This is a genomic window from Arthrobacter sp. TJ-178, from assembly GCF_058269275.1.
Map to the genome: position 1 here is coordinate 415,700 of NZ_JBZCNK010000002.1, position 24,228 is coordinate 439,927.

The 24,228-nt window shown below is 64.5% G+C and carries 24 protein-coding genes; 5 read left to right on the top strand and 19 right to left on the bottom strand.

Annotation, left to right across the window (positions count from 1 at the left end; all coding sequences use genetic code 11):
- Window positions 1-30: 30 nt before the first annotated feature.
- From AC4D2Q_RS08150 to AC4D2Q_RS08210, 13 genes are all read right to left on the bottom strand, one after another.
- On the bottom strand, window positions 31-897 hold the full coding sequence (locus AC4D2Q_RS08150; protein WP_490945982.1) for an FtsB family cell division protein: 867 nt from the start codon (window positions 895-897) through the stop codon (window positions 31-33).
- A 144-nt stretch (window positions 898-1,041) separates the two neighbouring features.
- Window positions 1,042-2,325, bottom strand: coding sequence for a phosphopyruvate hydratase (eno, locus tag AC4D2Q_RS08155; RefSeq protein WP_490927069.1), 1,284 nt, complete (start codon window positions 2,323-2,325; stop codon window positions 1,042-1,044).
- A 160-nt stretch (window positions 2,326-2,485) separates the two neighbouring features.
- The gene (locus AC4D2Q_RS08160; RefSeq protein WP_490945983.1) at window positions 2,486-3,178 is read right to left on the bottom strand and encodes a MazG nucleotide pyrophosphohydrolase domain-containing protein; all 693 of its coding nucleotides are present in this window, start codon (window positions 3,176-3,178) and stop codon (window positions 2,486-2,488) included.
- Entirely contained in the window at window positions 3,171-4,352 is a 1,182-nt protein-coding gene (locus AC4D2Q_RS08165) for an adenosine deaminase (RefSeq protein ID WP_490945984.1), read from the bottom strand. Before AC4D2Q_RS08165 ends, AC4D2Q_RS08160 begins: the two co-directional genes overlap by 8 nt.
- 61 nt (window positions 4,353-4,413) lie before the next feature.
- On the bottom strand, window positions 4,414-5,136 hold the full coding sequence (locus tag AC4D2Q_RS08170; RefSeq protein ID WP_490946218.1) for a DedA family protein: 723 nt from the start codon (window positions 5,134-5,136) through the stop codon (window positions 4,414-4,416).
- A 125-nt stretch (window positions 5,137-5,261) separates the two neighbouring features.
- Window positions 5,262-6,551: a thymidine phosphorylase gene (locus AC4D2Q_RS08175; protein ID WP_490927066.1), complete on the bottom strand. Its 1,290-nt coding sequence runs from the start codon at window positions 6,549-6,551 to the stop codon at window positions 5,262-5,264.
- Window positions 6,548-6,973, bottom strand: a complete 426-nt coding sequence (locus AC4D2Q_RS08180) for a cytidine deaminase (protein WP_490945985.1) — start codon at window positions 6,971-6,973, stop codon at window positions 6,548-6,550. The genes AC4D2Q_RS08175 and AC4D2Q_RS08180 overlap by 4 nt, the downstream gene beginning before the upstream one ends.
- A 49-nt stretch (window positions 6,974-7,022) precedes the next feature.
- A complete protein-coding gene (locus AC4D2Q_RS08185) occupies window positions 7,023-8,306 on the bottom strand; it encodes an ABC transporter permease (protein ID WP_490945986.1) in 1,284 nt (427 codons plus the stop codon).
- Entirely contained in the window at window positions 8,303-9,664 is a 1,362-nt protein-coding gene (locus AC4D2Q_RS08190) for an ABC transporter permease (RefSeq protein ID WP_490945987.1), read from the bottom strand. The genes AC4D2Q_RS08185 and AC4D2Q_RS08190 overlap by 4 nt, the downstream gene beginning before the upstream one ends.
- Window positions 9,661-11,205 (bottom strand): ABC transporter ATP-binding protein, encoded by a 1,545-nt coding sequence (locus tag AC4D2Q_RS08195; protein WP_490945988.1) that lies wholly within the window; start codon window positions 11,203-11,205, stop codon window positions 9,661-9,663. The genes AC4D2Q_RS08190 and AC4D2Q_RS08195 overlap by 4 nt, the downstream gene beginning before the upstream one ends.
- Before the next feature lie 168 nt (window positions 11,206-11,373).
- A complete protein-coding gene (locus AC4D2Q_RS08200; protein ID WP_490945989.1) occupies window positions 11,374-12,456 on the bottom strand; it encodes a BMP family lipoprotein in 1,083 nt (360 codons plus the stop codon).
- A 296-nt stretch (window positions 12,457-12,752) separates the two neighbouring features.
- Window positions 12,753-13,919 (bottom strand): amidohydrolase, encoded by a 1,167-nt coding sequence (locus tag AC4D2Q_RS08205; RefSeq protein ID WP_490927432.1) that lies wholly within the window; start codon window positions 13,917-13,919, stop codon window positions 12,753-12,755.
- 153 nt (window positions 13,920-14,072) lie between these two features.
- Complete coding sequence (locus tag AC4D2Q_RS08210; protein WP_490927060.1) at window positions 14,073-15,209, bottom strand: mannose-1-phosphate guanylyltransferase; 1,137 nt, start codon at window positions 15,207-15,209, stop codon at window positions 14,073-14,075.
- Window positions 15,210-15,444: 235 nt separating this feature from the next.
- Here AC4D2Q_RS08210 and sdhC point away from each other — a divergent pair, with 235 nt between their 5' ends.
- The 5 genes from sdhC to AC4D2Q_RS08235 all read left to right on the top strand — a co-directional run bounded on the left by sdhC (window position 15,445) and on the right by AC4D2Q_RS08235 (window position 19,834).
- Complete coding sequence (gene sdhC / locus AC4D2Q_RS08215; RefSeq protein WP_400926906.1) at window positions 15,445-15,825, top strand: succinate dehydrogenase, cytochrome b556 subunit; 381 nt, start codon at window positions 15,445-15,447, stop codon at window positions 15,823-15,825.
- Between the two features lie 3 nt (window positions 15,826-15,828).
- Complete coding sequence (locus AC4D2Q_RS08220) at window positions 15,829-16,308, top strand: succinate dehydrogenase hydrophobic membrane anchor subunit (protein WP_400926909.1); 480 nt, start codon at window positions 15,829-15,831, stop codon at window positions 16,306-16,308.
- 88 nt (window positions 16,309-16,396) lie between these two features.
- Complete coding sequence (gene sdhA / locus AC4D2Q_RS08225) at window positions 16,397-18,163, top strand: succinate dehydrogenase flavoprotein subunit (protein ID WP_490927059.1); 1,767 nt, start codon at window positions 16,397-16,399, stop codon at window positions 18,161-18,163.
- Window positions 18,163-18,939, top strand: coding sequence for a succinate dehydrogenase iron-sulfur subunit (locus AC4D2Q_RS08230; protein ID WP_490927058.1), 777 nt, complete (start codon window positions 18,163-18,165; stop codon window positions 18,937-18,939). Before sdhA ends, AC4D2Q_RS08230 begins: the two co-directional genes overlap by 1 nt.
- A 100-nt stretch (window positions 18,940-19,039) precedes the next feature.
- Entirely contained in the window at window positions 19,040-19,834 is a 795-nt protein-coding gene (locus AC4D2Q_RS08235) for an alpha/beta hydrolase (RefSeq protein ID WP_490945990.1), read from the top strand.
- On the opposite strand, the gene AC4D2Q_RS08240 is transcribed toward AC4D2Q_RS08235, so the two are convergent.
- The 6 genes from AC4D2Q_RS08240 to AC4D2Q_RS08265 form a co-directional block, all read right to left on the bottom strand.
- Window positions 19,831-20,388: a 2'-5' RNA ligase family protein gene (locus tag AC4D2Q_RS08240; RefSeq protein ID WP_490945991.1), complete on the bottom strand. Its 558-nt coding sequence runs from the start codon at window positions 20,386-20,388 to the stop codon at window positions 19,831-19,833. The two genes, AC4D2Q_RS08235 and AC4D2Q_RS08240, sit on opposite strands and share 4 nt — an antisense overlap.
- Window positions 20,389-20,409: 21 nt before the next feature.
- Entirely contained in the window at window positions 20,410-21,444 is a 1,035-nt protein-coding gene (trpS, locus tag AC4D2Q_RS08245) for a tryptophan--tRNA ligase (RefSeq protein WP_490945992.1), read from the bottom strand.
- 12 nt (window positions 21,445-21,456) lie between these two features.
- Window positions 21,457-22,305 (bottom strand): exodeoxyribonuclease III, encoded by an 849-nt coding sequence (locus AC4D2Q_RS08250; protein WP_490945993.1) that lies wholly within the window; start codon window positions 22,303-22,305, stop codon window positions 21,457-21,459.
- Between the two features lie 109 nt (window positions 22,306-22,414).
- Window positions 22,415-22,930: a hypothetical protein gene (locus AC4D2Q_RS08255; RefSeq protein WP_490945994.1), complete on the bottom strand. Its 516-nt coding sequence runs from the start codon at window positions 22,928-22,930 to the stop codon at window positions 22,415-22,417.
- Window positions 22,931-22,991: 61 nt separating this feature from the next.
- Window positions 22,992-23,354 carry a VOC family protein gene (locus AC4D2Q_RS08260; RefSeq protein WP_490927052.1) on the bottom strand — a complete coding sequence of 121 codons (363 nt, stop codon included), beginning with the start codon at window positions 23,352-23,354 and terminating at the stop codon, window positions 22,992-22,994.
- A 78-nt stretch (window positions 23,355-23,432) separates the two neighbouring features.
- On the bottom strand, window positions 23,433-24,185 hold the full coding sequence (locus AC4D2Q_RS08265; protein WP_490927051.1) for an SDR family NAD(P)-dependent oxidoreductase: 753 nt from the start codon (window positions 24,183-24,185) through the stop codon (window positions 23,433-23,435).
- Window positions 24,186-24,228 lie beyond the last annotated feature (43 nt).

A 24,228-nucleotide genomic window follows, 5' to 3' on the forward strand; every position in this document is an offset into this window, starting at 1 on the left:
CCACGGGATTCCGGTGCTGCAGCTGCCCGGCTAAGGTGCGTTGGCGGACCGCTTGACGGAGTCCCACAGGGAGTCCACCCACTTCAGGTCCGTTTCCTCTTCCTGTGCCTCCTGCTCCACGGTTTCCACGCCGTCCTCGCCCTTGACGAGATAGCGCGTCTCACCGGGCATCACCAGGAAAATCCGTTCCCGCGCCTGCTGCTTGATGTAATTGGGGTCCTCCCAGCGCTGAAGCTGGGACTCCAGGGTGGCGGACTTCTCTTTCTGCTCGGCAATCTCCGTCTGCAGGGCCGTGATGTCCGACCGCTGGTGCACATAAGTGTTCACTGACGGTGTCAGAAGGACGATCACCACGATCATCACCATGGCGAGGACCAGCAGCCTGCCGGAGAAGGCCTTCGCCGGAACCGGGCGCAAATGGTCCGAGGATTCGTCCGCGGAGGAAGCGGAAGCCACAGAGGAACCTTCGGCGAGGATCCGGGAACGCTGCCGCAGCCGGCCGGCCGCAGCGGCTGCCCTGCTCCGCGCCGAGGTGTCCGAGGTGTCAGCGCCGGCCGACTTACCGGCAGCCTTGCCGGCAGCCTTCGCCTGGGAGCCCGCAGCCTTGGGTGCGGAAGTCTTCGCGGAAGAGGTCGCAGCCGAGGATGTCTTGGGGGTGGATGTCTTGACGGTGGATGTCTTAGCAGCGGATGTCTTGGCAGCAGGGGCCGCCGTTGCGCGGGGTGCCTGGTCTGAGGCGGGATCCACCGGCTTGGTGGCACTGATGACGTCCGGATCCGCTGCGGCGGTCTTTCGTCGAACGGACCGGGCCGCGCTGCGGCCGGCGGTGTCCCCGCCGGTGCCGGAACCGTCAGGAGCGGAGCCTGCCTTGGGAACTTTCGGACGTCGGGTGGGCATGGAACTCCTTGGTGCAGCGGAACTGGCTTGGCGCGCCCAGCAGAGACGGCGGTCTCGGCATCGGCTGTGGAACAACTTACGTAAAGGGGCTTAAACACAACTGGCGGGCACCCTCTATAAAGAGGGTACCCACCAGCAGCAGGCTTACTCTGCCGTGAAACGCGGGAACGCGCTGCGTCCTGCGTAGCGTGCGGCGTCGTCGAGCTCTTCTTCGATGCGCAGCAGCTGGTTGTACTTGGCAACGCGCTCGGAGCGGGCGGGGGCACCGGTCTTGATCTGGCCCGCGTTGGTGGCAACGCAGATGTCAGCAATGGTGGTGTCCTCGGTTTCGCCGGAGCGGTGCGAGGTGATGGTGGTGAAACCGGCACGCTGGGCCATGGTGATGGCGTCCAGGGTTTCGGAAAGGGTGCCGATCTGGTTGACCTTGACCAGCAGGGAGTTGGCGGCGTTCATCTTGATGCCGGTCTCCAGGCGGGTGGGGTTGGTGACGAAGAGATCGTCACCCACCAGCTGCACCTTGTCGCCCAGACGGGCGGTCAGTGCTGCCCAGCCTTCCCAGTCATTCTCATCCAGCGGATCCTCGATGGAAACCAGCGGGTAGTCGCGGACCAGTTCCTCGTAGTACGCGGACATTTCCTCGGCAGTGCGGTTCTGGCCTTCGAAGACGTAGGCGCCGTCCTTGAAGAATTCCGAGGAGGCAACGTCCAGGGCCAGGGCGATGTCCGTGCCCGGGGTGTAGCCGGCACGGGTGATGGCCTCGAGGATCAGGTCCAGGGCTGCACGGTTGGAAGGCAGGTTCGGAGCGAAGCCGCCCTCGTCGCCCAGACCGGTGGAGAGGTTCTTTTCCTTCAGCACGGACTTGAGGTTGTGGTAGACCTCAACACCCCAGCGCAGGCCCTCGGAGTAGGTCTGCGCACCCAGGGGAACAATCATGAATTCCTGGATGTCGACGTCGGAATCCGCGTGCGATCCGCCGTTGAGGATGTTCATCAGCGGCACCGGCAGGATGTGAGCGTTGGGGCCGCCCAGGTAGCGGTACAGCGGCAGGGCTGCGGATTCTGCTGCGGCGCGGGCCACGGCCAGGGACACACCAAGCATGGCGTTGGCGCCCAGGCCGGACTTGTTCTCCGTGCCGTCCAGGTCAATCATGGCCTGATCGATGGCGCGCTGATCGGCGGCATCGAAGCCCAGCAGCGCCGGCTGAATCTGCTCGATGACGGCTTCAACAGCCTGCAGGACACCCTTGCCCTGGTAACGGGTCTTCTCGCCGTCGCGGCGCTCGTTGGCTTCGAAGGCACCGGTCGAGGCGCCGGAGGGAACCGCGGCGCGGCCAAACGTGTCATCATCCAGCAGAACCTCTACCTCAACGGTCGGGTTACCGCGGGAATCCAGGATTTCGCGGGCGTGAATGGCATCGATGATTGCCATGGGAATGCTCCTGTTCGTTGGAACGCTAGGGGTAACTACAGCCCGGCCTATGAAGCGGGCCACGCTGTCTGCTTCCAGCCTAGTTGAAACCGGCGCCGTAGTAAGGCCCCTTGGCGCCAATCCGGCGTTCTGTTTGGGCTGCGGACGGGCCCTGTGTGCCTTAGCGGCCGGCCGTGAACCGGCGCACTGCCTCCCGGAGGGCAGCTTCCGCATCCAGTCCCTGCGCCTGGGCCTGCGCAACGACGTCGAACAGGTGATCTCCCAGCTCCTCGGACCCATGCCAGGTGCGCCCGGATGCGGCTTCCGGGGTGGCCGAAGGCACCTCCAGCCCGGCACGGCGGGCCCGCTCCTGCGTTTTGGCGGCCAGCAGGAGCGCCGGCAGACCGGCGGGAATTCCGTCGAAGGGTGAGGTCCGTTCCGGCTTTTCCCGGCGCTTCGCTGCGTCCCAGGCCTGCTCTATTTCGGCGGTATCCGCTGTGGTGGCGGCCCGCACCGAGCCGTCGGGGGCAAAGACGTGCGGATTGCGGCGAATCATTTTGGCTGTGAGCGATTCCACTACATCGGCAATGCCAAAGTGGCCGGATTCCTCCTGCAGCCGTGCATGCAGCAGCACTTGGAACAGGACGTCGCCCAGTTCACCGGCCAGTTCCCGGGCGTCTTCGGGGCCGGTGTGTCCGGTCTCCACTGCCTCCGCCACTTCATAGGCTTCCTCAATGAGGTACTCCAGCAGGGACTGATGTGTCAGCGCCCCGGTCCACGGGCAGCGCTCACGCAGGATGGCCACAACCTGGGCCAGGCGGGTAAACCGCCGGCCCAGGTCACCGCCGTCGCTGGTGGGCTCCTGTTCAGCCACGGGCCTGGTTGAAGCCGTCCGTCACGTAGGCGGCCAGGGCGTCGCGCTCTTCCAGCGGAAGGAAGGCGGCATCCACTCCGTTCATGGTGAGCTCCAGGATGTCGTCCAGGTCATAATCAAAGGCGTCCGCCAGCAGCTCGAATTCGCCGGTCAGCGTGACGCCGCTCATCAGCCGGTTGTCGGTGTTCACCGTGACCTGGAAACCGGTCTGGTACAGCAGGTCGATGGGGTGGGCCTCGATATCCTCGCCGAAAGAGGCGATGGCACCGGTCTGCAGGTTGGAGGAAGGGCAGATCTCCAGCGGAATTCCCCGGTCCCGGACCCATGCGGCCACCTGGCCGATGGAAACCAGGCCCACCTCGGCGTCCGTCTCCTGCCCGGCGGCGCCGTCGACGCCCTCTTCGACATCGGCGTCGAACTCGGCGTCGAACTCCACGTCAATGTCCTCGGCAATCCGGACGCCGTGGCCCAGCCGCAGTGCCCGCCCATGCACCAGGGCATCCCTGATGCTGTCTACTCCGGCAGCCTCGCCGGCGTGGACGGTGACGGGGAACTGGTTTTCGGCCAGGTACGTGAAGGTGTCGGCAAAGCGGGACGCCGGGAAGCCGTCCTCGGCGCCGGCTATGTCAAAGCCAACGGCTCCGTTGTGGCGGTGCCGGACGGCCAGTTCGGCGAGTTCCATCGCCCGGTCGGCATGCCGCATGGCGGTGATGAGCTGGCCCACCTGGATCAGGTGCCCGCCTTCTTCAACGGCTTCCACTCCGGCTTCCAGGCCTTCCTGCACCGCTTCCACCGCTTCGTCCAGGCTCAGGCCGCCGCTAAGGTGCTGCTCGGGAGCCCACCGGATCTCGGCGTACACCACGCCGTCATCGGCCAGGTCTTCAACGAACTCGCGTGCCACCCGGATAAGGCCTTCACGGGTCTGCATCACGGCAATCGTGTGGTCAAAGGTTTCCAGGTAGCGCTCCAGCGACCCGGAATCGGCGGACTCGCGGAACCACTCCCCCAGTGCCACGGGATCCGTGGAGGGAAGCTCGTGTCCCGCCAGCGCGGCAAGTTCAATGATGGTCTCCGGGCGCAGACCGCCGTCGAGGTGGTCATGCAGCGACACCTTCGGCAGGCTGCGGATATCGAGAGTCGGGTCAGAGGCAGGAAGCAGTATGGGCTCAGTCACGGTGCCAACTCTACGTGAGCTGCGGCACGCCTTCCGAGTCCGCCGGGTTCGTCCGGCGGGGTTAGGGGGCTTCGGACCTGTCTTCGGCTTTCGGGGCGACGCTGCCGGAGGTCCGGGCGGGGTGTGCCTTCCGGGCTGCCTGGGCCGCTTCATGGCGGAGCCGGGCTTCTTCGCGGCTGGTTCCCAGCGGCGTCGGGCCGCGCAGCTTGGTGATGATCCGGTCAATGATCAGGCCCAGGACCATGGCAACCGCGATGGCCACCACCACGCCCAGAAGGTGGTTTTCCTTGAACCATCTTCCGGCCAGCGCTCCGATGGCAACGCTGTAACCGGCCCAGGCCACCGCTGACATGGCGGTCAGCGAGACAAAGACGCGCCGCGGAAAACCTGTGCCTCCGGCGGTGAGGTTAACCACCACGCGCCCGATGGGAATGAAGCGGGCCACCAGGATGAGCGAGACGGAGCGGTGGTCCAGTTCCTTCCGGGCCCAGACAAATCCGCGCTGCATCCGGGGCCCGCGCATCCACCGGAACCGTTCGATGCCGATCCGCCGGCCCAGCAGATAGGCGAAGTTGTCACCCAGGAAGGCACCGCACGCGGCAGCGGCCATGACCAGCCAGGGGTTGGGCCCGGCACCGGTGGCAACCAGGGCGGCCAGTCCCACCACCAGGGATTCGCTCGGGACGGGCGGGAAGAAACCGTCAATCAGGCAGAACGCGAACAACGCCAAGTAGACCCACCATGCATCGGCGGAAATCAGGATGAAGTTGTTGATGCTGTCCATTGCGGTGCTCAGCACGTCCAGACGGGTCTCCTCGGCTCGGTCTCTGGTACCTACAACGATGCCACCAACACATCGGTGCCCGCCAACCGGCGCGCCCGCCCAGGGGCGCGCCGGTCAGTCAATGGTCAGCTGATGCGGTCGAGAATCAGCTTCTGCACCGGACGTGATCCCTCGGGAGCAATGACGACGGCGTCCGCCAGGGCTTCGCGGGCACGCTCAAACTTCTCGGGCGTATCCGTCAGCAGGGTCATCAGCGGCTGGCCCGCGCGGACCGGGGCGCCGGGCTTGGCGTGCATGCGGACGCCCGCGCCGGCCTGGACCTCGTCCTCTTTTCGGGCCCGGCCCGCGCCGAGCCGCCAGGCAGCCACGCCAACGGACAGGGCATCGAGTTCCACCAGGACACCGTCTGCGGGTGCGTAAATGGTTTCGGACTCCCGCGCCTGCGGCAGCTTGGCGTCCGGATCGCCGCCCTGTGCGGAAATCATGCGCCGCCAGACGTCCATGGCCCGGCCGTCCTTCAGCGCGGCTGCCGGATCGGCGTCGGGCAGGCCGGCAGCTGCCAGCATTTCTTCGGCCAGCCGGACCGTCAGTTCCACGACATCCGCCGGACCGCCGCCGGCGAGGACCTCAACGGATTCCTCCACCTCAATGGCGTTTCCGGCCGTGAGGCCCAGCGGAGTAGACATGTTCGTCAGCAGCGCCACGGTGTTGACCCCGGCGTCCTTGCCCAGGGCCACCATGGTTTCGGCCAGTTCGCGGGCGTTGGCAACATCCTTCATGAAGGCGCCGGATCCCACCTTGACGTCCAGGATCAGGGAGCCGGTGCCTTCGGCGATCTTCTTGCTCATGATGGAGGAGGCAATGAGCGGGATGGCCTCGACCGTCCCCGTCACGTCGCGCAGGGCGTACAGTTTCTTGTCCGCCGGAGCCAGGCCGGTGCCGGCGGCACAGATGACGGCGCCGACGTCGGCCAGCTGGGCCATGATCTCGTCATTGGACAGATTGGCGCGCCACCCGGGGATGGCCTCCAGCTTGTCCAGGGTGCCGCCGGTGTGGCCCAGCCCGCGGCCGGAAAGCTGCGGAACAGCCACGCCGAAAACGGCGACGAGCGGTGCCAGCGGCAGGGTGATCTTGTCCCCCACGCCTCCGGTGGAGTGCTTGTCGGTGGTCGGCTTGCCCAGGGAGGAGAAGTCCATCCGGATGCCGGAAGCGATCATGGCGGCCGTCCAGCGGGAGATTTCCTGCCGGCTCATGCCGTTGAGCAGGATGGCCATGTTCAGCGCGGCCATCTGCTCGTCGGCGATGGCGCCGCGGGTGTAGGCGTCAATGGTCCAGTCGATCTGTTCCGGAGAGAGAGTGCCCTTGTCCCGCTTGATGCCGATGATGTCCACGGCGTCGAATTGTTCGCTTTTCATGCGTGATCCTGCCCTTCCAGGTGCTGGGGTCCAAAGGCATCCGGCAGGACTTCGTCCATGGTCCGGATGCCGCTTACGGTCATTAGCTGCATGGTTGGTGCCCGGAACTCGTACAGCAGCTGCCGGCACCGGCCGCACGGCATCAGGATTTCCCCGGCACCGTCCACGCACACGAACGCCGCCAGGCGCCCGCCGCCGGTCATGTGCAGTGAGCTGACCAGGGCACACTCGGCGCAGAGAGTCAGTCCGTAGGAGGCATTCTCCACGTTGCAGCCGGAGATGATCCGGCCGTCGTCGGTGAGCGCGGCTGCTCCCACGGGGTACTTCGAATAGGGCACGTAGGCGTGGGCCAGCGCGGCCCGTGCGGTGTCCTGCAAAACATCCCAGTCGATGGGTGCGGCCGGGGTTTCTTCGTTGGTCATAACAGTCCTAGCTAGTGGCGGGCGGCCGGAGCCGCCCGCCGGGTTGAACTTATTCCTTGACGTACGGCACTCCGCTGGCCGCCGGTCCCCGGGACTTCCCGACCACGCCGGCCACCGCAAAGATCGTCACGACGTACGGCAGCATGGCCAGGAACTGGTTGGGCACCGAGGTGCCCAGCAGGCTCAGGACGTACTGGAGGTTGGTGGCGAAGCCGAACAGGAGCGCTGCCAGCAGTGCTCCGAGCGGGTTCCAGCGGCCCAGGATCAGCGCTGCCAGGGCAATGTAGCCCTGGCCGCCGGTCATGTCCCGGTTGAAGGCGGACACGGAGACCAGGGTGAAGAAGGCACCGCCGATTCCGGCGACCACACCGGCCAGCAGGACGTTGACGAACCGGGTGCGGTTCACATTGACACCGAGCGTGTCGGCAGCCTTGGGGTGCTCTCCGACGGCGCGGGTGCGCAGGCCCCACTTGGAGTGGAACAGGCCGAAGTAGACCGCGGCCAGGGCAATGTACATGAGGTAGCCGACGACGGACTGGTTGAACAGGATCGGTCCGATGATCGGGATGTCCGCCAGCAGCGGGATCCGGATGGGCGGCAGCGACGGCGGACTGTTCCACTTGGCGGTGTCCGAGGACAGCAGGGTGGAGAACAGGAAGCCGGTCAGGCCGGAGACCAGCACGTTCAGGACCACGCCCACAATGACCTGGTTGACCAGGTACTTGATGCTGAACACTGCCAGGACCAGCGATACAAGGGCGCCGGCCACTGCAGCGGCGAAGAGCCCCACGAAGGCATTGCCGGACAGCGATCCCGCCACGGCGGCAGCGAAGGCGCCGAAGAGCAGCTGCCCTTCAATGGCGATGTTCACCACGCCGGAGCGTTCGCAGAGCACGCCGGAGAGCGAACCAAAGATCAGCGGGATGGCCAGGGCAAAGGAGCCCGAGAGCAGTCCGTACAGGGCCACGTTGGGGGTCTCGGCGCTGCCGACGACCCAGGTCAGGAAGCCGACGACGAAGGCCACTCCGAAGACGGCCACCAGCCATCCGGGCACCCGGTCCCCGCGGCGGGTCAGCAGGAAAGCCCACGCTGCGGCAGCGAGCATCACCAGGGCGGTGATCCAGCCAACCAGGGGTGCCGAGACCACCGCGGCGGGCAGCACCAGAGCCTCCCCGGGGTCGGAGAGACGGAAGGTGACGTCGTTGGACGGCGCACCCAGGGCGAAGACGGCCAGCCCCAGCAGGGCCAGGACAATGAGGATGACCGGAGTCTTCCAGCTGCGGACGCCGACGGCGGCAGGCTTTGGTTCCAGACGCGTTGTTGCGGTACTCATGCTGCGCCTCCGGCGGACTTGGTCTTCGTGGACGTTCTCTTGCCGGACGTCTTGAACGCTCCGGGTGCCGGGATGCGGAACAGCGACCGCACCAGCGGCGGGGCCGCAATGAACAGCACGATCAGTGACTGCACCACCAGGACAATGTCGATGCTGGTGCCGGTGTTGGTCTGCATGGTCACGCCGCCGGCACGGAAAGCGCCGAACAGCACGCCTGCCGCGAAGGTGCCCCAGGGGCTGGAGCGGCCCAGCAGGGCAACGGTGATGGCGTCGAAGCCGAAGCTGGCAGCGACGCCGGAGGTCAGCACCTTTTCCGTGCCGGATACCTGGGCCACGCCGGCCAGGCCGGACAGGGCGCCGGCGATCAGCATCACGATGATGTAGCCCTTGGTGGTGCTGATGCCTGCGTTGCGGGCGGCCGACGGGTTGGCGCCCACGGCCTTGAGCTCAAAGCCCACGGTGGAACGGTTCATCAGCCACCAGATGAAGATGGTGGCCAGGACGGCCAGCACAAAACCCCAGTGCAGGCGGAACCCGCTGCCCAGCAGCGGCGGGAACATGGCGTTCGCATCCAGCTGGGGGCTGATCGGGTTTGAGGACCCGGGGCGCTGGAAGGCGGGGGTGCTGAGCATGAACAGCACCAGGTTGATGGCCACGTAGTTGAGCATGATGGTCACAATGACCTCGTGGGCACCGGTCTTGGCCTTCAGGACACCGGCGATGCCGGCCCAGATGGCGCCGCCGAGCATACCTGCGACGATAACCAGCAGCAGGTGCAGGCCGGCGGGCAGGTGGACGGCGAAGCCCACCCAGGCAGCCATGGCGGCGCCGATGATGATCTGGCCCTGCGCACCGATGTTGAACAGACCGGTGCGGAAGGCGACGGCGACGCCGAGCCCGGCCAGGATCAGCGGGGTTGCCACCGTGAGGGTCTGGGTCAGCGGGTAGAAGAAGCGCGCCGGGGTTTCAGCCTCGAAGTTCAGGACTGATCCCTGGAACAGGGCCATGTAGGCGCCTGACGCGGCCGACCAGGCTGCGGAGAGCAGATCGGTGGGCCGGGAGAAGAAGTATGACGCCGAGGCGCCCACTTCCTCATCGGTGGCGGCAATCAGGATGCCGCCCACAATGAGGGCCAGCAGAACGGAGAGGACCGAGACCATGGCGTTGCTGGACAGCATCCGCCGCAGGGCTGACTGCTGGGGACCTCGGGCCTCGCTGTCCGCAAGCGGTGGCAGGATCGCCGGCGGAGGTGCCGCCGTGCCCGGTTCGTCTGCTGCACTCTCGAGCCGGGCGATTTCGGCAGCGGCTACGCTGGCCTCCCCCGGCGGGTCCTGCTTGGTGGAATCGTCCGGGCTCATTGGGCCCCTCCCTTGGAATCTGTGTGGTGCGCTGTTGCTTCATCCGCGTGCATGCCGGCCATCATCAGGCCCAGCACGTCGCGGGAGGTGTTGGCCGGAACAATGCCCATCAGCCGTCCGCCGTAGAGCACGGCAATCCGGTCCGCCAATTCCAGTACCTCGTCCAGCTCCGTGGACACGATCAGCACCGGAGTGCCGACGTCGCGTTCGGAGATGATGCGCCGGTGCAGGAATTCGATGGACCCCACGTCTACGCCCCGGGTGGGCTGTGAGGCGATGAAGAGCTCCAGCGGGCGGGAAAGTTCGCGGGCCATCACCACCTTTTGCTGGTTTCCGCCGGACAGGGTGCCGGCAGCGGCGTCGGCCGACTGCGTGCGGATGTCGAACTCGGAGATCTTTTCGGCTGCGTTCTCCTGGATCACTGCCGGACGCATGGACAGGCCCCGGGCGAAGGGGGCTGTGTCGTAGCGGTTCAGGATCAGGTTTTCGGCCACCGAGAAGGTTCCCACCAGGCCGTCAACATTGCGGTCTTCGGGCACAAAGCCCACGCCGGCATCGATGATCTCGCGGGTCTTGCGTCCCACCAGTTCCTCGCCGTTGAGGCGGATGGACCCGCTGACGTGGTCCTGCAGGCCCATGATGGCCTCGGTCAGTTCGGTCTGCCCGTTGCCCTGAACTCCGGCCAGGGCGAGGATCTCACCGCGGCGGATGCCAAAGCTGACTGAGTTGAGGAAGGCAGGTCCGGCGGCGGAGGCGACAGTGAGGTTTTCAACCACGAAGGTCTCATCCCCCGGAGTGGCCGGTTCCTTGTTGAGGTTCAGGCTGACGGAGCGTCCAACCATCAGGGAAGCCAGTTCCGTGGTGGAGGCGCCGGGATCTGCGGAGCCGACCACCTTGCCCCGGCGGATCACCGTGATGACATCCGATACGGCCTTCACTTCCCGCAGCTTGTGCGAGATGAAGACCACCGATTTGCCGTCGTCGGTGAGCTGGCGCATGATGCCGAGCAGCTCGTCCGTTTCCCGCGGCGTCAAGACAGCGGTGGGTTCATCCAGGATCAGGACCCGGGCGTCCCGGATCAGGGCCTTGATGATTTCCACCCGCTGCTGCACGCCCACCGGCAGGTCTTCCACCACAGCGTCGGGATCAACGTCGAACCCGTACTGGTCGGAAATTTCCCGGATGCGCCGGCGCGTCTGGTCCAGGTTCAGCATCCCGCCAAACGTGGTTTTCTCGTCGCCGAGCGCCACGTTTTCCGCGACAGTGAAGACGGGCACCAGCATGAAGTGCTGGTGCACCATTCCGATTCCGGCGGCCATGGCGTCAGAGGGTCCGCTGAAGGTGACGGGCTTGTCATCAACCAGGATTTCGCCCTCGCTGGGCTCGTACAGTCCGTACAGCACATTCATGAGCGTGGACTTGCCTGCGCCGTTTTCGCCGAGCAGGCTGTGGACCTGCCCGGGTTCAACCACCAAATCAATGTGGTCATTGGCCACGAACGTGCCAAACCGCTTCGTGATGCCCTTGAGTTCGAGTTTCAAAACCCCAACCAATCTGTTTTTGGGTAAATAAGGGAGAACATTACCGACACAGAACAAACGCCGTTTTCCCGGCAGGCAAGGCTGCCGGGAAAACGGCGGTCATTTGGTGCGTTCGGTGCTTTCGGTGTCCGGACCGCTGTCCGGGCACCGGGAAAAAGCGCCCGGGGGTTACTTCGGGCTTGAAGCGGATTCGACCGTGATCTCTCCGGAGATGATCTTGGCCTTGATGTCCTCGACGGAGGTCTTCACCTCGTCCGGAACGCTGGCTTCCTGGTCGTGGAACGGCGCCAGTGCAACGCCGCCGTTCTCAAGGGTGCCAATGTACGGGGTGTTGTCGAAGTTGCCGTCGACGTCGGTGACGATGACGTCTTCCACGGCTTCGCCCATCAGCTTCATGACGGAGGTCAGGATGACTTCGTTGCCGGAGGAAACAGTCTCGTAACCGTCGGAGTCCACCCAGATGACCTTGGCGTCCTTGCCGGAGGCGTTGGCAGCCACTACAGCATCGATGGTACCGGCGCCAACCGGACCGGCGACGGGCATGATGATGTCCGCGCCTTCGTTAAGGAAGTTCTGCGTGGTGGTCTTACCTGCAGAGACATCGTCAAAGCTGCCCGTGAAGGAATCCATGCCGAGGACGGCAACATCGGTGCCGTTCTGCTCGTTGTAGTACTTCACGCCCTGGTCGAAGCCGTCCATGAAGATGGTCACCGTGGGAATGTCCAGGCCGCCGTACGTGGCAACCTTGCCGGTCTGGGTGGAGCCGGCGGCGACGTAGCCTGCCAGGAACGCAGCTTGGGCCGTGTCGTAGATGATCGGCTTGACGTTGTCAGCCTCGATGGACTGGTCGTCAACGATCGCGAAGTTCAGGTCCGGGTTGGCCTCAGCCGTTGCCTTGGTGGCATCCGCGAGCAGGTAGCCAACCGTGATGGTCAGGTCGCAGTTGGCCTGGACCATGCTGTCCAGGTTCGGCGTGAAGTCCGTTTCAGACTGCGACTCGGCTTCCTTGGTTTCGATCTTGAGGTCATCCTTGGCCTTCATCAGACCGTTGTACGTGGATTCGTTGAACGAGTTGTCATCGAATCCGCCGGAGTCGGAAACCATGCAGCCCAGGAAATCGGTGGCTCCCTCAGCGGAGCTGCCTTCTTCCTCGGGGGCCGCGCCGCAGCCGGAGAGCAGGAGTGCCGAAACGCCGAGCATGGCGGCGGAGACGCCGGCATTGCGCTTGAAGCTGCGCGGGAAGTTCTTCAATGTTCCTCCAGAAAAGAAATGGGGTGCCACGCGCAGAAATACTCTGTTCCTGCCGCTCAATGAGGGCTGGCGGTACCCGCCGCTCAATGAGGGCCGGCCGTCGCGTGGTGCGGCGCTCCGCACATCGTCGGATCGCAGCACCCCCAATCCTATGGCCTGGAACACACTGCTTGAGCCAGATGACGTGTTGGAGGGCACATTGTTTACATGTTGTTATTTTTTGCAAGCAAAATACGCAGATCGTCTGCGCATGCCCTCCAAAGAGTTATCCGGCCGCACTGCAGCAGGCGGCGGAGCTAGTGCCGCAGCCCCCGGGTCGCGCGCACAGCCGCTGCTGCCATCACGCTTACTCCGGTGCTGACCGCAAGTTCATCAGGGTTGTAGTCACCGCGGTGCAGGTCGTAGGTTTCACCGCCGGGCGTCCGGGTTCCCAGCCGCATGAGGGCTCCGGGGACTTCCTGGGTCATCCAGGCGAAGTCCTCTCCGCCCATGGACTGGGGGGCCAGCACAATGGAATCGTCACCCAGCTCCGCCCGGGCCGCCGCCTCGATCAGGCTCGTTTCGGCGTCGGCGTTGATAACCGGCGGCACTCCCCTGATGTGTTCCAAAGTGACATCCACGCCGAACGGTGCCGCGGTCTGCCGTACGACGTCGTCAAGGAGAACACCTGCAGCGTGCCAGGCCTCTGCATCGAGGCAGCGCATGGTGCCGGACATGAAACCGTGTGCGGGGATGGCGTTGGGTGCGGATCCGGCATGCATCTGCCCCCAGACAACTGACACGCCGCTGCGCACGTCGATGCGCCGGGAAAGAACTGCGGGGACGCTGACGGCAATCTCCGCCAGCGCGAACACGAGGTCCTCGGTGAGGTGCGGCCGGGAGGTGTGCCCGCCGCGTCCGGCCAGTTCAATGCGGATGGTGTCGGAGGCGGAGGTGATGGCCCCGATGCGGGTGCCCACCTGCCCGACGTCGATCCTCGGGTCACAGTGCAGCGCCAGGATCCGCGGCACTCCGTCGAGGATGCCCTGGGCGATGACGCCGAGGGCCCCGCCGGGCATTACCTCTTCAGCGGGCTGGAAGATGACCCTGACCCGCCCGCCGAGTGTGCCGGCGGCGTCGAGCTTCGCCAGGATCCGTGCCACGCCCACCATGACAGTGGTATGGATATCGTGGCCGCAGGCATGGGTAATGCCGGTATTGACAGAGGCATAGGGCAGCCCGGTCTCTTCGAGCACCGGCAGCGCATCGATGTCCGCACGCAGGCCGATCCGCAGCGGACCCTCGCCGATATCCACGTAAGCGCCGGTGCCTTCGAGCCGGACGGGCTTCAGCCCTGCGTCCTGCAGCGCGTCCACAATCCTGTCGGTGGTACGGATTTCCTTCGTCGACAGCTCCGGGTGCTGGTGCAGGTCCCGGCGGAACGAGATCAGCTCGCCCAGGATGGGGGCAACGCTGCCCCGCATGGAAGGAACCGATGAACTGTTCAGTGGGATGGTAGGCACAACTTAAAGGTTAGCCACTGAGGCTGCTGTTGCGGGAACAGTGTGACGATGTTCCGCCATACGGACACCAAAGCGGCGCCGCGGAAGAACCGCGGCGCCGCTTTGGAGGCTCCCCTACAGGACGTCGGTGTCGCCGCTGGCCTTCAGGTGCTCCACTGCCTTCTTGACTTCCTGGGCATGTTCCTTGGTGGTCACCAGCAGGGCATCCAAGGTGTCCACGATGACAACATCCTCGATGCCGATCAGGGCGATAACCCGCTTGGTATCGGACACGACAATGCCTGACGCGTTTTCCGAGTAGACCCGGGCACCCTCGCCCATCACTGTCAGCTCGCTGTTTTCGGCAGCGGGGTTCAGGCGGCCGATCGCGGCGAAGTCTCCGACGTCGTCCCAATTGAAGATGCCCGGAATCATGGCAACATCGCCGGCCGCCGCAGCGGGCTCCGCCACCGCGTAGTCGATGGCGGTCTTGGGCAGAGTGGGCCAGACGCGGCGAACCACGGCGCGCCGGTTGGGGGTGTCCCAGGCCTCGGCAATTTCCATCAGCCCCACGTGGAGTTCGGGCTCATTGGCTTCCAGGTGCTTGAGCATCAGGTCCACCGGAGCCACGAACATCCCTGCGTTCCAGCTGTAGTGGCCGTTCTTCAGGTAGGTGCGGGCCACTTCTTCCGAGGGCTTCTCCACGAATTCGACGACGGCGTGCGCACTGGGTGCGCCGGCGATGTCCAGGGGCTCCCCGGCGCGGATGTAGCCGAACCCGGTTGCAGCATGCGTGGGGTGGATGCCGATGGTCACGATGTACCCCTGCGCCGCGGTGTGGATGGCTTCCCGGACGGCGTCCTGGAAAACGTCCACGGGCGCAATGACCTGGTCCGCAGCGAAGGAACCCATGATGATGCTGGGATCCCTCTTGTAGAGGATGGCCGCCGCAAGACCGATCGCGGCTGCGGAATCCTTGGGCTCCAGTTCCAGCACCAGGTTTTCGTTGGTGATTTCCGGCAGCTGCTTCCGGACCGCCTGGCGGTGCAGGGTGCCCGTCACCACCATGACCCGGTCACCGCTGAGCGGGCGCAGCCGGTCATACGTGGCCCGGATGAGGGTGGATCCCGAACCCGTCAGGTCATGCAGGAACTTGGGGGCAGCGGCACGGGACAGCGGCCACAGGCGGGTACCCACGCCGCCGGCCGGGATTACGCCGTAGAAGCGGTCAAAGTCCGCGGAGGAAGTATTGGGGCTCGGTTCTGTACTCATCAGTGCCAAGATTAGCCGACGCACGGGCCTGCGAACCGGAAGGACGCTCGTGTTCTGTTCGGCACGGCCGCTGAATGCCGCCGCAGTGTAACGAGGGTCACATGATAGGGCGACCTAAATTGAAAGCGCCGTCACGGAGACCTAGATTATGCTTGAGCTTATATTGCTGTCGCACCGGCGTCATCACTGCGTGGAAGACACGCCAGCGCCGCTGCGTCGCAGGGAGGAAAATTCAGTGTCGAAGTTACCAGCAGGCACTCTCTACCGCGGCCGTGAAGGCCAGTGGTCCTGGGTTGCCCACCGCATTACCGGCGTGGTGATTTTCTTCTTCCTGTTGGTCCACGTTTTGGATACCTCACTGGTGCGAGTTTCACCTGAGGCCTACAACGTTGTGATTGGCGCGTACAAGAACCCCATCATGGGCCTCGGCGAGCTCGGCCTCGTCGGCGCCATTGTGTTCCACGCTTTCAACGGCGTGCGCGTTATCCTGATCGATTTTTGGAAGAAGGGCCCGAAGTACCAGCGCCAGATGCTGTGGAGCGTCGTCGGCCTATGGGTGATCACCATGATCGGTTTCTCCGTTCGCCACCTTCCCATCGTTTTCGGGGGTCACTAAGCCATGAGTACAACAACCAACGAGGCCGTCTCCATCGAGGCTCCGCGGTCCGGCCGCATCTCCCCCAAGTACGTCCGCACCCCGGGCGGCAAAGGCAACTTCGAGATGCTGGCATGGCTCTTCATGCGCATCTCCGGCGCCATCCTGATCGTGCTGATCTTCACCCACCTCTTCGTCAACCTCATGGTGGGCGACGGCGTCCATGCCATCGACTTCGGCTTCGTTGCCGGCAAGTGGGCCAGCCCGCTCTGGCAGGTCTGGGACCTGGTCATGCTGTGGCTGGCCATGCTGCACGGCACCAACGGCGTCCGCGTGATCATCAATGACTACGCAGACAAGAACACCACCCGGATGACGCTGAAGAGCATTCTCTACATCGCTTCCCTGGTGATCATCGTGCTCGGCACCCTGGTGATCTTCACCTTCGATCCGTGCCCCGCCGGCGCCCCCGCTGACCTCATCGCCGATTTCTGCAAGGCGTAACTTCCTTCAAGGCGTAAGAGCCGGGTCCGGACACGGAGCCACGGAGCACTACTAAGTTTTCTCAGTTTCAACAGAAAGAGCATCTGGTATGCAGGTCCATAAGTACGACGTCGTAATTGTCGGCGCCGGCGGCGCCGGTATGCGTGCCGCCATCGAATCAGGCCAGCGCGCACGTACGGCTGTACTGACCAAGCTGTACCCCACGCGTTCGCACACCGGTGCGGCACAGGGCGGCATGTGTGCAGCACTGGCCAACGTCGAAGAAGATAACTGGGAATGGCACACCTTTGACACCGTCAAGGGCGGCGATTACCTGGTGGATCAGGACGCTGCGGAGGTTATGGCGAAGGAAGCCATCGACGCCGTGCTGGACCTGGAAAAGATGGGTCTGCCGTTCAACCGCACACCCGAGGGACGCATCGACCAGCGGCGTTTCGGCGGCCACACCCGCGATCACGGCAAGGCTCCGGTCCGCCGCGCCTGCTACGCCGCTGACCGCACCGGCCACATGATCCTCCAGACGCTCTACCAAAACTGCGTCAAGCACAATGTGGAGTTCTACAACGAGTACTACGTGCTGGACCTGCTGACCGTCGAGGACAGCTTCGGCCAGAAGCGCGTCTCCGGCGTCGTCTCCTATGACCTGGCCAGCGGCGAACTGCACGTCTTCCAAGCCAAGTCCGTGGTCTTCGCTTCCGGCGGTGCCGGCAAGGTCTTCAAGACCACCTCCAACGCACACACCCTCACCGGTGACGGCATGGGCATCGCGTTCCGGCGCGGCATCCCCCTGGAAGACATGGAGTTCTTCCAGTTCCATCCGACAGGCCTCGCCGGCCTGGGCATCCTGCTTTCCGAAGCAGCCCGCGGTGAAGGTGCCATCCTGCGCAACTCGGAGGGTGAGCGCTTCATGGAGCGCTACGCCCCCACCATCAAGGACCTTGCTCCCCGTGACATCGTGGCCCGCTCCATGGCCAATGAAGTCCGTGAAGGCCGCGGCTGCGGCCCGAACAAGGACTACGTCCTGCTGGACCTGACGCACCTGGAGCCGGCACACATTGATGCCAAGCTCCCGGACATCACCGAGTTTGCCCGCACCTACCTCGGTGTGGAGCCCTACACGGAGCCGGTTCCGGTCTTCCCGACCGCGCACTACGCCATGGGCGGCATCCCCACCAATATCAAGGCCGAGGTCCTCCAGGACAACGACACCGTTATTCCGGGTCTGTACGCCGCCGGTGAAGTCGCCTGCGTTTCCGTGCACGGCTCCAACCGCCTTGGCACCAACTCCCTGCTGGACATCAACGTCTTCGGCAAGCGCGCCGGCATCAACGCCGCCGAGTACGCCCTGACCGCTGATTTCGTGGACCTGCCGGAAAACCCGGAAGCCACCACGATCGAGCTGCTGGACCTGGTCCGCAACTCCGAAGGAACCGAACGGGTTGCCGAAATCCGCCGGGACCTGCAGAACACCATGGATGCCAACATGCAGGTGTTCCGCACTGCAGACACCCTGAACCAGGTCCTGACCGACATTGCCTCGCTCGAAGAGCGTTACAAGAAGATCAGCGTCCAGGACAAGGGCAAGCGCTTCAACCTGGACCTCCTGGAAGCCGTGGAACTGGGCTTCCTGCTGGAGCTGGCCAAGGTCATGACCGTGGCGGCCCTGCACCGCGAGGAATCACGCGGCGGGCACTTCCGCGAGGACTTCCCGGAGCGCGATGACGAGAATTTCATGAAGCATTCGATGGCGTACAAGGTTGACGAAGCAGCCAATGACGAGCACACCGCCGGCATTCGACTGGACACCAAGCCGGTCATCTTCACGCGCTACGAGCCGATGGTGAGGAAGTACTAATGACAACCGAAATTGCGGAGCCAGCCTCCAAGATTGATCTTCCGGAATCTGTGGGCGGGGAAATCCCCTCGTTCGAGATCACGCTCAAGGTCCGCCGCTACAACCCCGAGGTATCTGACGAAGGATACTGGGACGAGTGGAAGCTGACCATGTACGGCACGGACCGCGTGCTGGACGCCCTGCACAAGGTCAAGTGGGAGCATGACGGCTCGGTTTCCTTCCGCCGCTCCTGCGCCCACGGTGTCTGCGGATCCGATGCCATGCGCATCAACGGCCGCAACCGGCTGGCCTGCAAGACCCTGCTGAAGGACCTGGACACGTCCAAGCCCATCCTCGTGGAACCCATCAAGGGCCTCCCCGTGGAAAAGGACCTGATCGTGGACATGGAGCCGTTCTTCCAGTCCTACCGCGAAATCATGCCGTTCCTGATCACCAAGGGCCACGAGCCCACGAAGGAACGCCTGCAGTCCGCAGAGGACCGTGAACGGTTCGACGACACCACCAAGTGCATCCTGTGCGCTGCGTGCACGTCCTCCTGCCCGGTGTTCTGGACCGACGGCCAGTACTTCGGCCCGGCCGCCATTGTGAACGCCCACCGCTTCATCTTCGACTCGCGCGACGACGCCGGAGACATGCGCCTGGAAATCCTCAATGACAAGGAAGGCGTGTGGCGCTGCCGCACCACCTTCAACTGCTCCGAAGCATGCCCCCGCGGCATCCAGGTGACCAAGGCAATTGCCGAGGTCAAGCAGGCTATCCTGAGCCGTTCCGTCTAGCATTTACGCTCCACCCGCCGGAGGCGGCGTCGGGCAGTCCCTTGCGGCTGCCGGACGCCGCCTCCGGCCGTTCCACAGATCTAAGGTTGGTTTTTCCCCTATGCCCGTATCCGAGTCCGTATCCTTTCCCGGCGTCAACAACACCACTCTGGCCGGCACCATTGACGTGCCCGACGGCGGTGCCCGGGCCTGGGCGGTGTTCTGCCACGGATTCACGCTGGGCAAGAACAGCGCCGCTGCTTCCCGGATTTCCAAGGCGCTGGCCAAGCACGGCATCGGCGTCCTGCGCTACGACGCCGCAGGTTTGGGCGGATCCACGGGCGCGTGGGAAGACGGAACCTTCACCACCAAAGTGGCTGACATTTCCAGCGCCGCCGCCTTCCTGCGCGGCCAGGGACGTGAGGTCTCGCTGCTGATCGGCCATTCCCTCGGCGGTGCGGCGGTTTTGGTTGCGGCCGCTGAGATTCCGGGGCTTCGTGCCGTGGTCACCATCGCCGCTCCCTTCCGGCCCTCCCATGTCCAGCACCTCTTTGAAGAAGAGGTCCAGACCATCCGGCAAGAAGGTTCGGCGGAGGTGGACCTGGGCGGCGGAAGCCTGCGGATCCGGGAAGAGCTGCTGAAGGACCTGGCCGCGTATGACCTGACAGAATCCATTAGGGAACTGAACCTGCCGCTGCTGATCATGCACTCCCCCACAGACAACACCGTGGGGATCGACAATGCCAGCGAGATTTTCTCCACCGCGCGGCATCCGCGGAACTTCATCTCGCTGGAAGGCAGCAATCACCTGATGGTGGACCGTGCCCAGACACGCCGCGCTGCGGACATCATTGCCGCCTGGGCCGACATCTACCTGCCCGGGTCCGCCCCGGACGGTACCGCCAAAGGCGCCTAGCCCCGCAGCGGGACGTTCTCGCGCAGTTTCCAGATGCCCGCGGCATCATGCTCGTACAGCCCCACGGTGCGCACCGTGAAACGTGCCTCGTAGTCCCGCAGGGCCTCCAATGCACTGTCCATGCCGGCCTCGCTGACATCGTGGGCCACGGTGACGTGCGGGTGGTAGGGGAAGGGCAGGTCCCGGGCGAGCGGGCCGCTCTGCATTTCCCTGTGCAGGGCAATGCATTCCTCGTGTCCGCCTTCGAGCTGCACGTAGACCACGGGCGAGACCGGGCGGAAGGTGCCCGTACCCCGCAGGGCAACCTCGAACGGTGCATGACTCCGGGCCACCGCGCGCACATGCGCTGCGGTGGCTTCCCAATCATCCGTGTAGGTGGTGGTGACCACGGTGATATGCGCCGGAATGACGGCGGCCATCGGGTCCCCGAAGGAGGCCCGTGCCCGGCGCAGCTCCGAGGCCATCGGCTCCGGTACGCCGATCACGATACCCACGCACGCGCACGCGGACGCGTCCGTGCCGCCGTCGTCATCACCGACGGCGGCTTGAATCATAGGATTCGAAAGACTCATCGGTTAGACCGCGGAGGAACCCAAAGGCAGGAAACCAACTTTGTTGTACACATCGGCCAGTGTAGCCGACGCCGTCTCCCGGGCCTTCGCGGCGCCTACCGCGAGCAGCCGGTCCAGTTCGGCAGGATCTTCGAGCAGGCTCAGAGCCCGTTCCCGGATGGGACGAACATGCTCCGTCACAACCTCCGCCAGATCGCCCTTAAGATGTCCGTACATCTTTCCTTCGTATTCCTTCACCAGGGTGTCCACGCTCCGGCCCGAAATCAGCGAGTAGATGGACAGGAGATTGGAGACCCCGGGCTTGGTTTCCCGGTCGAAGCGGATTTCCGTGCCGTCGTCAGTCACTGCGGACTTGATGCGCTTGGCAATGACCTTATCCGTATCCAGCAGGTTGATCAGTCCCGCCGGCGACGCCGCAGACTTGGACATCTTGGCTGTCGGATTCTGCAGGTCGTAGATCTTTGCGGCTTCCTTCTGCACAAACACCTCGGGAACAATGAATGTTTCCCCAAAACGGGAGTTGAAGCGCTTGGCCAGGTCCCGGCTCAGTTCAACGTGCTGGCGCTGGTCCTCGCCCACGGGGACGCCGTGCGGGTTGTAGAGCAGGATGTCCGCAACCTGGAGGATGGGGTAGGTGAACAGACCAACGGACGCGGCGTCGGCACCGAAGCGCTGCTGCTTGTCCTTGAACTGCGTCATGCGGGAGGCTTCCCCGAATCCGGTGAGGCAGTTCAGGACCCAGGCGAGCTGGGCGTGCTCGGGAACCTGCGACTGCACAAACAGCGTTGCCTTGTTCACGTCCACGCCGCCGGCGATGTACTGGGCCGCGGTGACCCGGGTGCGCTGGCGCAGGTCGGCAGGGTCCTGCGGCACGGTGATGGCATGCAGGTCGGGAATGAAGAAGTACGCGTCGTACTCGTCCTGCAGCCGGACCCAGTTCACCAGGGCACCGAGGTAGTTGCCCAGGTGCAGGGAGTCCGCGGAGGGCTGCATTCCGGAAAGGATGCGCTGGCGGCCGGAGGGAATGGATGTGCTCATGATGTAGGGCCCTTAGAACTGGTAGTCGACCACAACGGGGGCGTGGTCTGAGAAGCGGCTGTCATAGGTGGCGGCACGGTCGACGACGGCGGATACGGCGCGTTCGGCCAGCCCGGTGGTTGCGAGGTGGTAGTCGATGCGCCAACCGCTGTCATTGTCGAAGGCCTGCCCGCGCCAGGACCACCAGGTGTACGGCCCGGGAACCTCGCCGGCCAGCTTGCGGGCTACGTCCGTGTAGCCGATTTCCTCGCTGAAGAACCGGTCAAAGTAGGCGCGTTCCTCCGGCAGGAAGCCTGCCCGCTTGACGTTGCCCTTCCAGTTCTTGATGTCCAGGGGAGTGTGACCCACGTTCAGGTCACCCACCAGCAGGACAAAGTCACTCTCCTGCTTCAATGCGGGAAGCCGCTCGGTCATCACGTCGAGGAAGCGGTATTTGTCCACCTGTTTGGGGGTATCCACCTCGCCGGAATGCACGTAGGCGCTCACCACGGTGAGCGTCTTTTCGGCACCCTCAACGCTGACTTTGAAGTCTGCCTCCACCCAGCGGCCGGAGAGCGCAAAGTACTCGTCACCAATGTGTTCACGGGTAGCCACCGGCTCCATGCGGGAGGCAATGGCAACACCGGCGCGTCCTTTGGCTTCGGCCTCGGCATGCAGGATGTGCCACTCGTCGCCGAGGAGTTCACGAACCACCGCATCGGGGGCACGCACTTCCTGCAGGCACAGGATGTCGACGTCCCGTTCCGCCAGCCAATCTGCCATTCCGCGCTTGTACGCGGCGCGGATTCCGTTCACGTTCACCGTGGCAATGCGCAGTGGCTTTGCCGGACCGGATGATTCTCCTGCTGATGCCAAACTCACGCGAATAACCATACTCCTCAGTAGCCTGCGGTTCATGTTGGGGCGCGGGGGGCGTTGCGTTCCGCGCGGCTGGTTCCGGTTCTCCTGCAGGGGCCCGGTTCCGGGACTGTTAGTCCACCAGGGTGCCCTCCACCGGGCCGCCGTCGTCCTTCTTGATCATGGACCGGGCGTTGTGCGAGGTGATTTCGATGGTCTCCAGGGCACGGTTCACCTGTTCTTCGTCCCGGCCGAGGTTTTCCCGGATAACGCGGGCCTGAACCTGGACGATCTTGAAGCTGTGGTCCAGCTTCTGGTCCCTGATGGTGGTGGCTTCGTCAACGACCTGGACGCCGGGGGTGATGCCGGCTGCCATGTTCAGGGAGTCCTGGGCCTGGGCAATCTTGGCGCCGGCCTTGCGGGCGGCACCGCGGACACTGAAGACCACAAACGAAAAGAGGCACAGCCAGCCCAGCGAGATGACGACAACCGCCCACCCGATGAAGTCGTTTTCATTGGCTGCGAAAACCACGGCAACCAGGAAAACCAAAAGCATCAGGGACATGCCGAAGGTTGCCATTTTCTGGCTCACCCCGCGGCGGGGTTTGGACGAGGGCTGCGGCTTCTTGCCGTGAGGGAGCGACTGCATGGCTTCATTGTCTCAAACTCGGAAGCGAAGCCGTTAAACCGTCCTCCCCCGGCGAAATCTCCTACCAGGCGACAAGGCAGAAGGGATGTCCGGCAGGGTCCAGGAATACCCGGAAGGTTTCACTTCCGCGGTCCATGCCGGTGGCGCCCAGCGCTACGGCCTGGGCCTCCGCAAGATCCAGGTCCGCCACGCGGACGTCCAGGTGCATCTGCTGGGGAATATCCTGTCCGGGCCACTGCGGCGGGGTGTATCCGGGCACCCGCGCAAACGCGAGCGCAGGGCGGTCCGGCGCATCCCCGATGGTGATCCAGGATCCGTCGTCTTCATGGTCAACCCGGATCATGCCCAGCAGGGATTCGTAGAAAGATGCCAGCGAGTCCGGGTCCGGGCAGTCGATGACGGTTGCGTGCCATGATCCGATCATCGGTGCTTTCCTTTCTCAAAAGGCGAGTACCCGCTGCCCTGTAAGCGGACGGCAGGCAGCGGGTACTTGCCCCGGAGCCTACTGTGTGGTGTACGCGCCGTCCACCGAGTATTGGGCGCCCGTGACGAAGGCCGCCTGCTCGGAGAGCAGGAAGAGGACCACGTGGGCCACCTCCTCCGCGGTGCCCAGCCTACCGGCGGGGTGCAGTCCCACCAGGGACGCATAGACGTCCCGGGGCAGGGCCTCCAGGAGCGGGGTGTCGATGTACCCGGGATGCACCGAGTTCACCCGGATGTTCTGGTCCGCGTAGCCGAGTGCCGCGGCGCGGGTCATGCCCGTCACCCCGTGTTTGGCCGTGACGTAGGGAACGGCAGTGGCTGAGCCAACCACTCCCAGGATGGAGGACATGTTCACGATCGCTCCTCCCCCGGCCTTCTGCATTTCGGGGATCTGGAAATACATTCCGTAGAAGACCGAATTGAGGTTCACGTCAATGACCCGGCGGTACCCCTCCAGATCAATCTCCGTCAGCAGCCCCAGCGGACCGCTGATCCCCGCGTTGTTGAAGGCCAGGTGCAGTCCGCCGAACTCGCTGACGGCGGTGTCCACGGCGCCCTTCACATCTTCGGCCGTCCCCACGTCACCCACGGAAGGAACCGCGGTGCCGCCCGCTTCCGAGATGGAGTTCACCACAGCCTGTGCGGCTTCCAGGTCCAGATCGTTGACGACGACGCTGGCGCCCTCCGCTGCCAGCGCCACCGCCGCAGCTTTTCCGATGCCCGACCCTGCGCCTGTCACAAGGGCGGTCTTTCCTGCGAACCGATCAGCCATGGGAACTCCTCCGGTTGGTTGCTTCATTGCCTGGCCGCAATCG